Here is a 14,070-nt window from a genome sequence, read left to right on the forward strand (position 1 = left end):
TTGGGAATTCAACCCTCTTATCCATGGAACATTTCCAAAATGAAATCCGAGTTAAGAAGGATATGAAATGGACATGACTTATATTAGTAAACGAAAAATAAAATTGTTTACAAATAATATAACATATATTATAAATGTTATAGAGGTGATATTTTTGGAAATTCAAAATGTTTCAACGGAAGCACTTGTAAAAGGATATGAGATGAAACAGGATTGTTATCACTGTTTGTATTGTAATGAGTCCTATCATTTAGAAGAAGTCTTTCCATATGACAATCGTTTTCTGACAGCGGAAGGGATGATTAAAAAGCATATGGAGCTGGCACATACTTCTCCATTTCATGCATTGCTTGCATTAGATAAAAAGGTGAGCGGGTTATCCGATGTTCAAATTGAAATGATGCAGCATTTTTTCGAAGGCAAAACCGATCAGGAAATTGTAAATGACAGCAATATGTCGAGTGTATCCACAGTTCGCCAGCATCGCTTTAAACTTCGCGAAAAGGAAAAACAGGCAAAAATTTTTGTTGCACTCATGCAGCTAATGAAAAACCCTGAACATTATCAAATACATAAAGGGGCGAGACAAGTGGACGAACGTTACAGTATTGACCAGAAGGAACGTGAAAAAGTACTGACTACCTATTTTAAAAATGGGTTGGATGCGGGGATTGAAACGATTCCAAGTAAAGAAAAGAAAAAACTCATTATCCTTCAGCATATATTAAAGCGTTTTGAGGCTGGGAAGCACCATCATGAAAAAGATGTAAATGAAATTTTAAAGACTGTCCATGATGATTTTGTATCTCTGCGCCGTCATCTTATCGAGTACGGCTTTATGGAGCGGAGTGACGATGGTTCCGAGTACTGGGTGAAAAAGTAGGAGGTCTTTCAATGAAGGTAGAGCTGACAAGATATCGTGTGAAATCGGGGAAAACTTCTAAAGTAGCAGAGTGGATGGAATTTTTAAATAATCATATGGAAGATGTACTCGTAACACTTGAGGGAGAGAAGATGTATGTGGAAACGATTTTTCACGAACATCTGAATGGCGAAGAATATTTATACTGGTATTCGGTGCAAGGCAGCGGTGGGGTGGATGTAGATGATTCAACCCATTGGATTGATAAAAAGCATCTGGAATACTGGGAGGAATGCATCGATGAAAGTTTTGGTTCTATCGATTTAAGAACAGAAGTCGTTATGATTCCTGGAAAAGTACGGGCTAGTATGAACTGTTAATGATATAGCAATTCACAATATTAGGAAAATGTATTTTCTGAAAATGAAATTCTCTTTTTTTGATTTTTAATAAAAAGCATTTATTTTTGTCCTTTAAACGAGAAAACCAACTAAAATTATACGATTATCTTAATGTTAATCAAAATACTTGTATTATAGTAGCAAAATATTATATTATATCCCTATTGATAAACTTGGTTTTAATAATAGGAGGAATTATTTTGTTGCAAATGGCAATTACGGGTATCCTTTGTGGTGCTCTTTTAGGTTTTGTGATGCAACGTGGACGTTTCTGTTTAACAGGCGGTTTCCGTGATATGTACATCGCAAAAGATAATCGTATGTTTTATGCTTTACTAGTAGCCATTGCAGTTCAAGCTGTAGGTGTATTCCTACTGATTGAGGCAGGGGCGTTTGAATATACAGCAGGTCAGTTCCCATTATGGGCGACGATTGCAGGCGCATTTATTTTCGGTATCGGGATAATTTTAGCAGGTGGCTGTGCGACAGGTACTTGGTATCGTGCGGGTGAAGGCTTAATCGGAAGCTGGATCGCATTGGCATTTTATATGTTAATGGCAGCTGTTATGAAGTCAGGTCCATTAGCACAATTTACAGTTGATGCACGTACACCGGTAGTCGGTACGGATTCAATTGCCGATACATTCGGCATTAATGTCTGGTTTTTAGTTATTCCGTTTGTTGCATTGGTGGCATTCATCGTTTATCGTGAATTACGCAAACCACGTGTGAAGATTCCAGGCTTGAAACCTAAGAAAACAGGCTTGGCGCATATTTTATTCGAAAAACGCTGGAATCCGTATGTGACAGCAATTTTAATCGGTTTGATCGCAACATTGGCTTGGCCGTTAAGTGCGGCATCAGGACGTATTTTCGGTTTAGGGATTACAACACCTTCAGCAAACGTTCTGCAGTTTTTAGTAACCGGGGACTTAGACATCATTAACTGGGGTGTATTCCTTGTAATGGGTATTTTATTCGGTTCTTACTTTGCTGCTAAAATGAGCGGTGAATTCCGTTTACGTACACCAGATACAAAAACAGTTGTACGCAGCTCAGGCGGCGGTATCTTAATGGGATTCGGCGCAAGTATTGCAGGCGGCTGTTCAATCGGGAACGGTCTTGTAATGACATCTATGATGACTTGGTCAGGATGGGTTGCTTTACTATTCATGATTTTGGGTACATGGACAGCATCATACTTTGTATTTGTGCGTCCATCAAAAAAACGTGCAACAGCGCGTGCTTAAGGAGAGAAATGACATGAAAAAAACATTAGAAGTATTAGGTATGGTTTGTCCGTTTCCATTAATCGAAGCAAAAGAAGCGATTAAAGAGTTAAACACAGGCGATGAGCTGGAAGTACAATTCGATTGTACTCAAGGCACGGAATCAATTCCACGCTGGGCAGCAGAAGACGGCCATGAAGTAACGAACTACGAGCAATTAGGCGAAGCTTCTTGGACAATCACAATTAAGAAAAAATAACTTTCAAGTTACAGGCAGCACCTTGATTCATGAGGTGCTGTTTTTTATTTGGGTGATAGGCTGGATAGGGGTGGGTGTGCATATTACCCGACACTAAAGTAGTGATTTAATTTTATTTAATAAAGTTATCAAGGTAAATAGAAAATCAAAAGAAATATAGTCCATGACAGGTTTTTTATTAGAACAGTTGAGGGAGTTATTAGAAAAACTCGGGTCGGTATTAGAAGATTGAACAGCGATATTCGAAAAATGCGTGCCGAACACTACTTTTGACTGAAGATTTATTGGGGAAGTACTTGGCTTGGATTTTTATTAGAACAATTTAACGGTTTATTAGAAAAAGTCAGAGGGTTATTAGAAGATCCATCGGTGATATTAGAACATTCCGCACACTTATTAGAAGAACAGGGGAATTTATTAGAAAACCGGCAATTTATTAGAACAAATAAAATTATATTAGATAATTTCCGATTATATTAGAAAATCCCCCGACGGCACCGTTCATCAACTCTTAATAATAGACAAAAGGGACTAATGGATAGCCCCTATAATGAGTTTGCAGATAAAGCCAACTGATAATTTGTCAGCGCTGGCTTCAATAACTCAAGAAATGCTTTAAAAACAGGTGATTGCTGGCGCTCCTTCTGATAAATCAGCAATGTTTCTCTTTCCAGTAAAGGATGCTGAATTATATAGGCCTGCAATTTGTCCGATGCATGAAAATCAAACAATGTTTTTGCTACAATCGTTCCGCCAAGGCCTTGCTCGACAAACTGAAAAATAGCGGGAATGCTTGAAGTCTCAAACTTCGGCTCAACCGTTAACTTGTCCGATTTTGCTGCAGCATTTAATATCCGCCGGCAAAGATGCGTATTTGGGAACAGAACAAGCGGTTCCATTATAATATGGCGCAAATTTACGGATTCATCAAGATGCCTTGTAGTGTTTTTGCTTTCTACGTAACAGAACTTCTCAGTATATAAAGGAATCTCCAAAAACTGCTCATCGTAGTTTTCAATCAGTGGTGAAAACGAAAAACCGAAATCGATTGTATTGTTCTTTAGTAATGTATGAATATCTTCACCGGAAGTAACCGTTACTTGTATATGAGGATATTTGTGCATGAACTTTAATACTAAATCGGAAACAATATTGGTCAGTTCACCAGGCAACGCGCCGACACGAAGCACCCCTTTTTCAAGTGTAGTCAGTTGTTGCATCTGCATTTTTGTAGTTTGCAATGTCTGAAAGATCGTTTGTGCTTGGCGATAAAGGATTTGACCAGCTTCCGTAAGGGTGATTTTCTTACCAATCCGGTTAAACAAAGGGGTATTCACTTCATTTTCAAGCACTTTTATTTGCTGGCTTAAAGTTGGTTGTGCAATATTAAGCCGTTCCGCCGCTCTCGTAAATTGCATCTCCTCACATAACATTAAAAAGTATTCCAACTGTCGTAATTCCATAGAAAACGCCTCGCTTTTATAGTTGTAAACTATTATATGTACTGTTTGTATAATTTATATCTATTGTAAGGTAGAACTATATAAATAGAAAGAGGGGTAATGTCACTATTCGAATCGAAGCTGCTTGAATAGAAATTTCCTTTTATTCATAACGTGAATATTGAGGTGAATTTTTTGAAGTGGATTTCTACTATTTCCAAGAAAAGATTGAGGTTAATCTTTTCTGCTTTTATTCTTTTCGGAGTTATTGTCTTTATAAGACTGTTTTATGTGCAAATTATTCAGCATGATAAACTGACGGAACTTGCAAAAACGAATTGGGATCGGGAAATTCCGTTTACTTCAGAGCGAGGAGAAATTACGGATCGAAACGGTAAACTTATTGTTACGAATGAATTAGCGCCAACGCTTTATTTCATGCCAACACAGAATGAGAATATTGAAGAAGCTGCAAACCAGATTGCAGAGGTGCTTAAGTTGGACGCCAAAAATTTATACGAAAAAATGAATTCTAAAAGCTATCTAGTCAAACTTGCACCGGAAGCGAAAAATATTTCATACGAACAAGCCGTTAAAATTCAAGAATTGAAAATTGACGGACTATATAGTGGTGTAGATTATGACAGGAGTTATCCGTACGGGAATTTGTTATCACGACTAGTCGGATTTACAGGGTATGATTCGCAGGGTCTTGCAGGAATTGAATATCAATATGATAAACTTTTGACTTCTAAAGATGCAGCAATTAAGTTGTTTACTGATGCAAAGGGGAAGGCATTACCCCATGTGAATGATGAATGGCGGGAAGGGAAGCAAGGGGCAACGGTAGGCTTAACAATTGATGTGGAAGTTCAGAAAGTAATTGAACGAGAACTGTCTCAAGCTATGACAAAATATAACGCAGAACAGGCACTGGCCATTGCGATGAATCCTAAAACAGGTGAGATTTTAGCTCTTTCTTCATATCCTACATACGATCCTTCTAAGTTTGAAGAAGTAGAATCATCTATTTATAACCGGAACTTGCCGGTCTGGATGACATATGAGCCGGGATCAACCTTTAAAATTATTACACTGAGTGCTGCTGTTGAAGAAAATGTAGTGGATCTCGAAAAAGATACTTTTTTTGATAAAGGTTATACGATGGTGGAAGGTGTAAGACTTCGCTGTTGGAAACGTGATGGTCATGGAGAGGAAACGTTTTTACAAGTAGTGGAAAATTCTTGTAACCCGGGATTTATCGAACTTGGTCAACGAGTAGGTGCTGACAAGTTAATGAAGTACATTAAGGATTTTGGGTTTGGTAAAACAACTGGTTCTAATATTGCCGGAGAAGCGTCAGGTATATTATTTTCCGAAGAGGCATTTGGACCGGTTGAACATGCCACCACTTCTTTTGGGCAAGGTATATCTGTGACACCTATTCAACAAGTGCAGGCAGTTTCTGCAGCTGTAAATGGCGGTAAACTCTTTACGCCATATGTTGTTTCAAAAGTATACAACCCGGAAAGTGGAGAAGTGGTTATAGAAAATAAGCCGACCTTAAAACGCAATGTGGTCAGTGAGGAAACTTCCAAAATAGTAAGAGACGCGCTGGAGTCAGTAGTAGCAAATGGGTCGGGGCGGGCTGCTTACCGGGATGGACTTCGCATAGGCGGGAAAACGGGTACTGCTCAAAAAGTAGAAAATGGACGCTATAAAGATGGGGACTATATCGTATCATTTATAGGTTTTGCACCGGCAAATGATCCTGAAGTTGTCGTATATGTAGCGGTTGACAGTCCTAAAGGCGAATTAGTATTCGGCAGTACAATTGTAGCGCCGATTGTTGGACAGATTATTGAAGATATTGCACCTATTTTAGGGATCGAAAAAGATCGAGAAGGCCAATTGGAAAAGCAATATCGCTGGGGTGATGAATTGACGGAGCGCGTACCTGATTTAGTAGGTGTATCTGTTAATGAAATTATGGAGTTGGAATATCCTTATCAAATTAAAGTACATGGAGAAGGCGAGACAGTAAAAGCGCAGTTACCTGAGCCGGAAAGTGTATTAGAACTAGATGGCACTATTCATCTTTATTTAGAAAAATAATATTAAACTTTTTGAAAAACAACCATTTGCTCAATGAGCAAATGGTTGTTTTTGTGTACACATTTTTAATGTGCTATCATCTCGTGTGCAATCTCATGGCCCTCCATATTTGAAGGGTAATAGGTTGGCCAATTCGTTATTTCTTTTAATAAAGCTTCACGATCATCCCCCCAGTAGATGTGGTAATGCCCTGATTTTTGAGGTGCGATTATATGGTCACTGAACTGAATATAAGCCGGGACGCCTGTTTCTTCGCCGACATGTTTGAAAATAAACCGGACCCCACGATTACCTTTTTCATAGGTTAATATTTCATAACCATCATATGTGTATTCTCCTTTATGCGCGTGACCATGATCATAAAATGTAATAAAACGATCTTCAATGACAATACGGTCCGTAGTAGTCTTATAGCCAGTTTCATAATAAGATTTAATATCCTCAAATGTTTGGCTGTCATCATGGGAAGCCTTATGTTCAAAAACTTCATCCAAAGTACCATCCTGCAAATAAGGGTAGACCGATTGCCAGTCGCCGCTCCAATCGCTTAATGGCCGGTCCTGTACTTCTTCGTCTTCAAAATAACCGTTATAAATTTTTTCCTGTTTTTCATTAATTTCATGTTGATGATCATGCTCATGAGCCTTTTCTTCTGTTACAACATCCGCAGTTGCATTGACCTCTTCTTTAGAATTTTCAGCACAACCAACCAGCATGATGCTAAACGCTAAAATACTTAAACAATTTAATTTCCTTTTCATACCTTACCTCCTAAATAGTAACTGTTACGATTTATAATATTATATAGTTGTGCCTTGCTTGTCAATACAAATCGTAATTATTACTATTTGAGAAGTTAATTCCACCTAAAATACTTCCCATGACCATCAGTATTTTCTAGTATTTTGACGGTTCTAGTTATACCAGCATCAATGAAATCCACATGTAAATCCTTATCATACATATTGTTGTAGATGTGATAAATGCTATGAATATAGCTTAGTTGCTGAAGCAGTACCAATAATTCTGACTTTAATGTAGCGGAAAACTGATTTGCTACATGTGTGTGGAAAATAATAATTTGGCTATTTTGAAGTTCATGGTTTTCAAATAGTGGGGGAATAAGATTTCTAAAATCTCCGGTTAGTAAAAGCTTTGAATATTGCCGGTGAATCACCATTGCTTTCGCTAAATTTTCTTTCCGTATAATTTGTTCGGGCCAAATTAAACTTTTCAGCCATAAATATTCATCAGAATCTTGTAGATCAATAATATTTAAATCAATTCCAAATCGGTGTACAATGTTCAGGCTTTTCACAGAAGTTATAGGCGTACCGTAGTTTTTCGCAAAAAGAGTGAGAGGGCTATTTTCATTGCCAAATGAAATCGGCGGTTCTTGTTCAATTTCATATCGATACCCATCCAAATTAAGCAAAAGTCCTGCACTTGTACCGATTTCCAATAATGATAATGGTAGTTTCGCCTCTTCGGCAATTTCCGAGAAAATCGGGTAAAGATAGCTGGCACGTTGGACTTCATTTGTTTGAACGGATTTTGTCTGAAACAAATGCAACAGTTCATCCGAGTGTTGTGTACAGAAACCGATGAGTAATTGAAAGCTTTCTTCCAGATTTACTTCATAAGGATTTTCGAATATTCGTTTTAGAGGGGTTTCTTTTTGGGCTGATAAATACTGGACAGACCCAAAAAATAAATTCGGCTTTGGCTGTGTCTCCGGAATATGCATAATGAGATGCAATAGTTGCTCATTTGTTATAATCCTTTCACACCAATATTCGTAAAGTGGGCTATTGTTTTTCGCTTCCTGTTTGGCAAAACGTCTAAAAACTGCGACTAGTTGTTCCATTTAAAACACCTCATTTCATGTATTGCTTACAGTGTATAATAGACTTACAATTAATAGAATTAATGAGTTTTAATGTATTTGATTAATAATATTAATAAGAAGGTGATAAATATGGATATAAAATGGTTGAAATCATTTATAGCGGTTGTTGAAGAAGGGAGCTTTCGAGCGGCGGCAGAAAAACTGTATATTTCCCAGCCCAGTATTACTGTACATATGAAGTTATTGGAGGAACATTTACAAGTTCAATTGTTTCACCGGGAACATACAAAGGTAAAGGTATCTGCAATTGGTGAAAAATATTATCCTATGGCCAAAAAACTTGTGGCTGAAATAGAAGCAAGTACGAAAGAAATTCTCCTGGAATCTCTACATCCGACTGTTCCATTAATAATTTCGGTTTCACCCGCTTTGCTTCATACGAATCTATTAGAGCGAATACATAATTTTATTGAAGTACATCAACAATACAACGTGGAAATTAAAATGGAAGATCAGATGCAGTTAGAGAGTGCAATAAAAGAACAGCGAATAGATGTAGCACTAGGTTTACATAAATTCATTTCTAAAGAATTTCATTCGGAGCGAATTGACCGTTCCCCGTTGAGAATAGTATATTCTTCAAAATTTCAGCTTGCGGAAAAGGAGCTTGATTTACAGCTTAAGGCGCTTTTTAATGAGCATCCGCTTTATATAGGTTATTTAGATGAACATACCCCGTTAGTTGAATGGTTAAATAATGAGTACGATATAAAGAAATTCAACAAAATAAATGATGTTATTTTTGCTATAAAATTGATTAAGGAAGGGTTAGGTATCGGGCTATTGCCTGAAAGTTTGATTTCAGAGGAAATTGAAGCAGATTTATTAAGGGTGGTGGATATAGGTCCGATCGGGACTATTTATCCAGTTGATATTTATATGAGCCACTTAAGAAATTCTACTAAAATTATTCCTCTGACGAGTTTCATCCGAAAAAGCTCAATAGATTATTGAGGAAAAAGGGGGGAGCATAGTTAAGTTTTTTATTAGTGAATTTAAATTTAATAAAAAAAGGTGAAGCAATAATTATTGCTTCACGCATTTATTTAAAATAAGGTCAATGCTGTACGAGGGTCATTATGATCCGTAATGTAAGCTATATTTTCGTACCCATTCTGAACCGCTTTTCTATAAAGACGTTCAGTTACATATTGGTCTTTTACATAGATCGTTACATAGGAACTATCCACAATTAAAAGGACGATTTCACACTGGCTAATAAGGAAATCTTCATATGTGGCAATAGCCTGCACTTGTGTTTTTTCTTTAAATGCTTTTAAGTCTGCAAATATAACATAATAGTCTTTTGCAGAGATTTGGTTGTAAAAGTCTTCACCGTTATATGTATAAGGATGCGGGAACATTGCTGCTCCTAGCTCGTTATTTTCAATATTATATGCCTCTCCGTCACCTGATTTCCAAAAGTACTTATTGATGTTGATGTCTTCTAAAATGTCATAAAAATAACGGCCATATTGGTTCGGTATTTCAAAGGATAATCCTCTCATTGCTTCACCATCTCCTTCAGTACATTACTTGTAAAATAAGGACCACAGCTCTCTTCATGAGTAACAACATACGTCCATGTGAAATTTTTATCTACTATATAAAGATCTTCTTCCTCTAATAAATCTTCTACTTTTAATGAGTCAGCGTGTTCAACATAGAATACTTCAGGCAAATGTTCATAAAAAATATAGCACTCTGTTTTCTTAATTGAATTAAATGCTTCTTCGGCTTTATTTTGGCTCAGATGAGGTATCATTTTGTAACTGAACAGATGCCATAAGTACCCGCTAAAATAACGGTCTCCAATTAGAAAAATTCTTTCTTTTTCTTCCTGATATAAATGATGGGCAAATGCGTTTTCCCACCGCTTTTTAAAATATCTACCCCAGTGAAGACTTTCTGTAAATTTTATGTTTTTTCTACTCAAACTTTTAAATAAATCGTCCATTTGCTGCTCCAATCTTTTTATTTTCTCATTATACTGATATTATGTTGTGTAATGATGAGATTATATAAAACTTTAAACTACAATCATGAAATTGCTTTTAAATGCGCATAATAACCTGGTTATTCCGAAATAGCAATTTCATAAGAAAAAAGTTGATCTTTAATGGAAATATACGGCAAACAATAATTTTAAAAAAATACTAGCCGATTTTCTTGACTGGGCATGGTACTATAGAAATGTGACGAATTTAAGGCAAAAAGATATAAAGGGGTAAGTTATATGACGATGTTTGACGAGAAAATTCAGGGATTGTTACAGCAATCGGCATTACAATACATAATTTATAAAGAAAATGAAGATACAGAACGAATTGAAAAGCTTCATTTATTTGCACGCAAGCTTTTGCAAAAGGAATTTGTTATCGGGTTTGCCGGTCACTTTTCTGCAGGTAAATCGAGTATGATCAATGCACTGTCGGGGGAAAACATTTTAGCGACAAGTCCAATCCCGACAAGTGCTAACATTGTTAAAGTGCATAAATCGGATGAAGATTTTGCGATTCTATATTTACACAATGAAAAGCCGGTAAAATTTGAAGCGGGCTATGATATTAAACAAGTAAAAGAATTAAGCAAAAACGGCGAATTGGTATCACAAATTGAAATTGGTCATAGTACATCAAGCTTACCTGAAGGGGTAACTGTGATGGATACTCCAGGTGTTGACTCAACGGACGATGCGCATGCGATGAGTACGGAATCTGCGTTGCATATTGCCGATATGGTGTTTTACACAATGGATTACAACCATGTGCAATCAGAGTTGAATTTCCAATTTACAAAGCAATTGATGAAATACAATCCGAACGTGTATTTGATCGTCAATCAAATAGACAAGCACCGTGAAGCTGAACTGTCATTTGAAGATTTCAAGCAGTCAGTTCATAACTCATTTGCTGCTTGGGGTGTTTACCCGAAAAATATTTTCTTCACATCACTGCGTGAAAAAGAGCTTCCGAACAACGATTTTGAACAAGTGAAGAAAATCGTAATGGATTCAATGAATGACTGGCAGGAACAATTAATTTCAACTGCAGAAAATACATTGACGAAGCTACAGCATGAGCATGAAGCGTACTTGGAAGAAGAAAAACAGGATCGTTTCACTACGTATGCTGAACTCGTTTCTGAAGATGACTGGCAGCACCGTGATGATATTTTAGAGCAATATGAAAAACTGACGCGTCAGACAGAACTATTCTCGTTTGATGTATTTGATAAGCAGTTCGATGAAAAACGTAAAGACTTGCTTGCAAATGCCGCGATTATGCCGGCGGATGTTCGTGATAAACTGCGTGCTTATTTAGAAAGTCAGCAAGAGGACTTTAAAGTGGGCGGACTGTTTACTGCGAAAAAGAAAACAGCAGAAGAGAAAGCGCGACGTCAGGAAGAAGCATATGCAAGCTTCAACCATGTTGTCCAATCTCAAATTACAGGTCATATCAAAGCATTGATGAAGCAAGCATTAAAAGATGTCGGTGCATTGAATGACGAACGTGCCGCAAGCATTGATAAGAAGGAATTTAATTTCCCGTTCTCGATTATTGAAGATCAGGTGCAAAAGAGCGCTGTAATAACGGGAGATGCGGTTTTAAACTTTGCAAATCGTGTATCAGAGGCGACAAAACGTTACTTTGTTCAAAGGACAGATGCATGGAAGCTAGAGCAAAAAGATACATTGGAACAGGTTGCACGTGAAGCTGCGGCACCGGTTAAGCTTAAAATTAATGCAATGTCCGAAAAAGTGCATGCGCTTCAGCATATTATGCAAATTGAGAAATTCCAGTCATTCAGCAGCACATTGATGAAACAGGTTTCCAATGAAATTCGCGCGGAATCCAAAATCTATTTGGAAAACTGGAAGCGTGAACATGAGCAGGCATTGAAAGATATTCGTCCTTTTGATGAGTCGATGCTGCAGTTAAAAGACCAGGAAACAGAAATTGCTGCTGAACAAACGCAGGAAAAAGCGGGTTCAGGTTTGAATGTTGATAAAGTAACTGAAAAAGCATTGAAGACTGCGCACATTATTAAAGATGTTCAAGGTTTCAAAGAAGTATCCAGCTTCTTGACGAAAAAAGTGGAACGTCTGCAAAAACGCGACTTTACGATAGCATTATTCGGTGCATTCAGTGCGGGGAAATCAAGTTTTTCGAATGCATTGATGGGTGAGCGCGTGTTACCGGTATCACCAAACCCGACGACAGCAGCGATCAATAAAATTCGTCCTGTCACACCGGAACATCCGCATGAAACAGCCGATGTTCATCTGAAGACTGAAGCGCAACTGCTTGAAGATATCCAAGGTTCATATGCAGCAATCGGCCTTCAAGTATCATCACTGAAAGAAGCGTATGATCGTGCAGAAGAAGGGCTGGCTGTTCCGTTAACTGATGAGCGCCTGAATGTTCATAAATCATTTATCCGTGCGTATTCGGAAGGTTATGAAACATTCCTTACAAAACTGGGAACGACATTACGCGTTAACCGTCATGATTTTGAGAAGTACGTGGCACAGGAAAACCGTTCATGTTTCGTGGACAATATCGATTTCTACTTCGATTCACCACTAACGCGTATGGGTGTAACATTAGTAGACACGCCGGGTGCCGATTCGATCAATGCACGTCATACCGGTGTAGCGTTCGATTATATTCGTAATGCTGATGCCATCCTATTCATTACGTACTACAACCACGCCTTTGCAAAAGCGGACCGCGAGTTCTTGATTCAGCTGGGACGTGTAAAAGATGCGTTCGAACTGGATAAAATGTTCTTTATCGTAAATGCGATAGACTTGGCTTCTACAATGGAAGAAGAGGAAGAAGTAAAAGGATATGTTCGTTCAGAGCTTCAACGTTTCGGTATCCGTTTCCCTAGACTGTACGGCGTGTCGAGTTTACTGGCTTTAAAAGAGAAGCAGGACCAGCTTGAACATCAGTCGGGTATAGCACCATTTGAAGATGCATTCCATCACTTCCTGAATGATGAACTGATGGGCATTGCGGTACAGGCACTTCAGGAAGAAGTGGATAAAACAGAAGCACGTCTGAATGATTTGATTATACAAACCGAAGAAAACCTGAAACGTAAAGATGAGCGAATTGAAGAATTGGCTCATTTGGAAAAGCTTGTGCGCTCCAAGTTCCAGACGACTCAGACAGCCATGCTTGAAAGTGAGGCAAAGCAGGAACTGGATGAACTGTTATACTATGTACTGCAACGTGTGTACTACCGCTATCCGGACTTCTACCGTGAAAGCTATAATCCGTCCACTTTCGCGCAAATGCCTGCACAGCAAGCATTGAAAACAGCATTAAAAGAAGTGCTGCAGGCGTTAAGCTTTGACTTCGCTCAGGAATTGCGTGTAACGAATTTCCGTTTAGCGCAATTTGTTGAGAAGAAAATGAAGGAACTGTTTAAAGATGAGGCACGAGAATTAAAAGAACTGAACCCAAGCTTTGCATTTTTAAGCTATGAATCAAAAGAGCCGGAAATTTTAGATTTTACAGGTCCGTTTACAGATTCAACACCATATGAAGGGGTAAAATCCCACTTTAAAAATGTGAAGGCATTCTTCGAAAAGAATGAAAAAGAGCAATTGCGTGACGCATTGGAGCAATTAACAAAACCAGATGCACAAAACTATCTCGATGCGGAAAAAGCCAAAATCATGGAGTGGGCGGGCAGCTATATCGCCATTGAGGCGGAAGGATTGCGCCAGCATATGCTTGAACAGGCAGTCGAGCAGATTGAAACAGAACGACTATTGCTTCAAGAAGAAAGTCGCTTAGCTGTTTGGAAAGATATTTACGCGCAACTACAAGCGTAAGGAGG

The 14,070-nt window shown here is 38.0% G+C and carries 12 protein-coding genes; 7 read left to right on the forward strand and 5 right to left on the reverse strand.

Annotated elements, in window-relative coordinates:
- Positions 1–145 precede the first annotated feature (145 nt).
- From MKX73_RS13675 to MKX73_RS13690, 4 genes are all read left to right on the forward strand, one after another.
- On the forward strand, positions 146–883 hold the full coding sequence (locus MKX73_RS13675; RefSeq protein ID WP_340718904.1) for a DUF2087 domain-containing protein: 738 nt from the start codon (positions 146–148) through the stop codon (positions 881–883).
- Positions 884–894: 11 nt separating this feature from the next.
- Positions 895–1,242: a DUF6176 family protein gene (locus MKX73_RS13680; RefSeq protein WP_340717913.1), complete on the forward strand. Its 348-nt coding sequence runs from the start codon at positions 895–897 to the stop codon at positions 1,240–1,242.
- A gap of 221 nt (positions 1,243–1,463) precedes the next feature.
- Positions 1,464–2,513: a YeeE/YedE thiosulfate transporter family protein gene (locus MKX73_RS13685; RefSeq protein WP_445783315.1), complete on the forward strand. Its 1,050-nt coding sequence runs from the start codon at positions 1,464–1,466 to the stop codon at positions 2,511–2,513.
- Positions 2,514–2,526: 13 nt separating this feature from the next.
- The gene (locus MKX73_RS13690) at positions 2,527–2,751 is read left to right on the forward strand and encodes a sulfurtransferase TusA family protein (RefSeq protein ID WP_008404823.1); all 225 of its coding nucleotides are present in this window, start codon (positions 2,527–2,529) and stop codon (positions 2,749–2,751) included.
- Positions 2,752–3,296: 545 nt separating this feature from the next.
- Here the strand turns inward: MKX73_RS13690 and MKX73_RS13695 are convergent.
- Positions 3,297–4,214 (reverse strand): LysR family transcriptional regulator, encoded by a 918-nt coding sequence (locus MKX73_RS13695; RefSeq protein WP_340717914.1) that lies wholly within the window; start codon positions 4,212–4,214, stop codon positions 3,297–3,299.
- Positions 4,215–4,388: 174 nt separating this feature from the next.
- Between MKX73_RS13695 and MKX73_RS13700 the strand changes: the two genes are divergently transcribed.
- Positions 4,389–6,308 (forward strand): penicillin-binding transpeptidase domain-containing protein, encoded by a 1,920-nt coding sequence (locus MKX73_RS13700; protein WP_340717915.1) that lies wholly within the window; start codon positions 4,389–4,391, stop codon positions 6,306–6,308.
- A 65-nt stretch (positions 6,309–6,373) separates the two neighbouring features.
- On the opposite strand, the gene MKX73_RS13705 is transcribed toward MKX73_RS13700, so the two are convergent.
- Positions 6,374–7,024 carry a ZinT family metal-binding protein gene (locus MKX73_RS13705; protein WP_435368073.1) on the reverse strand — a complete coding sequence of 217 codons (651 nt, stop codon included), beginning with the start codon at positions 7,022–7,024 and terminating at the stop codon, positions 6,374–6,376.
- 140 nt (positions 7,025–7,164) lie between these two features.
- Positions 7,165–8,175, reverse strand: coding sequence for a DUF2332 domain-containing protein (locus MKX73_RS13710; protein ID WP_340717916.1), 1,011 nt, complete (start codon positions 8,173–8,175; stop codon positions 7,165–7,167).
- Between the two features lie 78 nt (positions 8,176–8,253).
- Between MKX73_RS13710 and MKX73_RS13715 the strand changes: the two genes are divergently transcribed.
- A complete protein-coding gene (locus tag MKX73_RS13715) occupies positions 8,254–9,171 on the forward strand; it encodes a LysR family transcriptional regulator (RefSeq protein ID WP_251688777.1) in 918 nt (305 codons plus the stop codon).
- Between the two features lie 92 nt (positions 9,172–9,263).
- Here MKX73_RS13715 and MKX73_RS13720 read toward each other — a convergent pair whose 3' ends face one another.
- Complete coding sequence (locus MKX73_RS13720; protein WP_340717917.1) at positions 9,264–9,725, reverse strand: DUF2691 family protein; 462 nt, start codon at positions 9,723–9,725, stop codon at positions 9,264–9,266.
- Positions 9,722–10,174: a DUF4275 family protein gene (locus MKX73_RS13725; protein WP_340718906.1), complete on the reverse strand. Its 453-nt coding sequence runs from the start codon at positions 10,172–10,174 to the stop codon at positions 9,722–9,724. Before MKX73_RS13725 ends, MKX73_RS13720 begins: the two co-directional genes overlap by 4 nt.
- A gap of 279 nt (positions 10,175–10,453) precedes the next feature.
- On the opposite strand from MKX73_RS13725, the gene MKX73_RS13730 reads away from it, so the two are divergent.
- Positions 10,454–14,065, forward strand: coding sequence for a dynamin family protein (locus MKX73_RS13730; RefSeq protein ID WP_340717918.1), 3,612 nt, complete (start codon positions 10,454–10,456; stop codon positions 14,063–14,065).
- Positions 14,066–14,070: the final 5 nt, after the last annotated feature.

This window comes from Solibacillus sp. FSL W7-1436 (assembly GCF_038007305.1).
Lineage (GTDB): Bacteria > Bacillota > Bacilli > Bacillales_A > Planococcaceae > Solibacillus.